The sequence below is a fragment of the Anaerostipes butyraticus genome (assembly GCF_016586355.1).
Taxonomy (GTDB): Bacteria; Bacillota; Clostridia; order Lachnospirales; family Lachnospiraceae; genus Anaerostipes; species Anaerostipes butyraticus.
Genome location: NZ_BLYI01000083.1, coordinates 1 through 2,179, shown reverse-complemented (window position 1 = coordinate 2,179; position 2,179 = coordinate 1). Strand labels below are relative to the sequence as shown.

Here is a 2,179-nt window from a genome sequence, read left to right as displayed (position 1 = left end):
AGAAGTCGAGGAAAATATGTGATACACTTATTATAATTAAAAGTTAATCATAATTCTAAACACTAATGAGAGGAAAAGTAAATACGAATTTTAGTATTTATCAGAAAGGACAATGGACGAAAAGCAGTTAATGAATGAAGCTTTGAATACGGGAGTTTGACAGTTGAATAATAGAAAAATACCTTGCAGGCCGCATAAAACCTGCATTTTTTATGTCAATTTTTCTGTTTTAATATATTGTATTTTATTGCAATGTATTGTAAAATGTATAAAAGGAGGTATTTTTCTATGAGAGTTGTAACCTCGAAATCCAAGAACGCTGAATCTTTTTATATCTCAAAAGGCTATGTCAATGACAAAGGAGTCAGTACTTCTGTCATCGTCAGGAAACTGGGGACTTTAAAAGAACTTTTACCAGAACACGGTCCGACAAGGGATGATGTCATGGCCTGGGCCAGGGAGGAAGCACGGTTAGAAACTTTAAAATACAAGCAGGAACAGGAAGAAAAACAGATAAAACTCACTTTCCGTGCAGACAGGCAGTTAGATTATGGTAAACAGGTCTTTTACCGGGGCGGCTACCTTTTCCTCCAGTCGATCTATTATCAGATGCAGATGCAGAAGATCTGTCGGAAATTGAAACAAAGATATAAGTTTAAATATGACATCAATGCAATCCTTTCCGACCTGATCTATGCAAGGATCCTGGAGCCCTGCAGCAAACGTTCTTCCTATAAGGTCGCATCAGAGTTCCTGGAAAGGCCTTCCTATCAACTCCATGATGTATACCGCGCATTGGATGTCCTTGGTGCTGAATGCGATATGATCCAGGCGGAAGTCTATAAGAACAGCCATTTCCTGGGACAAAGGAATGATAAGATCCTTTACTACGACTGCACGAATTATTATTTCGAGATCGAACAGGAAGACGGCAGTAAGAAGTACGGGAAAGGAAAAGAGCACAGACCGAATCCGATCATCCAGATGGGACTTTTCATGGATGGGGACGGGATCCCCCTTGCGTTCTCTCTCTTCCCGGGAAATGCAAACGAACAGACATCCCTGAAGCCGTTGGAGAAGAAAATCCTCAGGGATTTCGGCTGTCAGAAATTTATCTACTGCAGCGATGCCGGACTGGCTTCAGAATCCATCCGGGAATACAATCATATGGGAGAGCGGGCTTATATCGTGACCCAGTCGATCAAAAAGCTGAAGAAAGAAGAAAAAGAATGGGCACTGAGTCCGCAGGGATTTAAGCGGGTCTCCGATGACAAGCCTGTCGATATCACGAAACTGCCGGAAGATGACAAAGGACTTTATTATAAGGATGAACCGTATACCACAAAAAAGCTGCACCAGCGCCTGATCATAACTTATTCCCCAAAGTATGCCGCGTATCAGAGATCCATCCGCGACAAACAGGTGGAGCGAGCACAAAAGATGTTGGATTCCGGGAAGGCCAAAAGGAACCAGAAGAACCCGAATGACCCGGCACGTTTCATTGGAAAGATGGCGGTCACAAAAGATGGGGAAGCCGCGGATATCAAACAGTATCTGGATGAGGATAAGATCGCGGAAGAGGCGCAGTATGACGGACTCTATGCAGTATGCACAGATCTTTTGGATGATGAAGTCGGTGATATCCTGAAAGTAAGCGAAGGCAGATGGCAGATCGAGGAATGCTTCCGGATCATGAAAACAGATTTTTCTGCAAGGCCGGTCTATTTACGGGAAGAGAACCGGATCAGGGCACATTTCCTGATCTGTTTCCTGGCATTGACCATCTACCGTTATCTTGAGAAAAAGCTGGATCTGAAATATACCTGTGAGGAACTGCTGGAGACTCTGAAAGGCATGAACTTTGCCAAGATACAGGAACAGGGATTCATCCCATTATATAAACGGGAGACGATCACAGATGACCTTCATGAGGCCTGTGGTTTTCGGACAGACTATCAATTCATGACTAAGAGTAAGATGAGAACGATCCAGAAAAAAAGCAAGGGGAAGGAATAAATTACTATAGTCCGAAACAACGGCAAAAATCGCTGTAGCCCAGTAAATACAAGGGATACAGCGATTTTTCCTTCCAACAACTGTCAAAGACAGGATTATACCATATTTTTGCGTTTCGTCAACTAAGAAATTTGATTTTTCAAAACTTCTTTTACTTTTTTTA

The 2,179-nt window shown here is 42.5% G+C and carries 1 protein-coding gene; it reads left to right on the top strand.

What is annotated here, in order from left to right:
* Positions 1–288: 288 nt before the first annotated feature.
* Complete coding sequence (locus tag JMF81_RS16285; RefSeq protein WP_201312477.1) at positions 289–2,016, top strand: IS1634 family transposase; 1,728 nt, start codon at positions 289–291, stop codon at positions 2,014–2,016.
* Positions 2,017–2,179: the final 163 nt, after the last annotated feature.

Excerpts from the sequence above, each read along its gene's own strand:
- JMF81_RS16285 (WP_201312477.1), top strand. The coding sequence starts at position 289 with ATGAGAGTTGTAACCTCGAAATCCAAGAACGCTGAATCTTTTTATATC.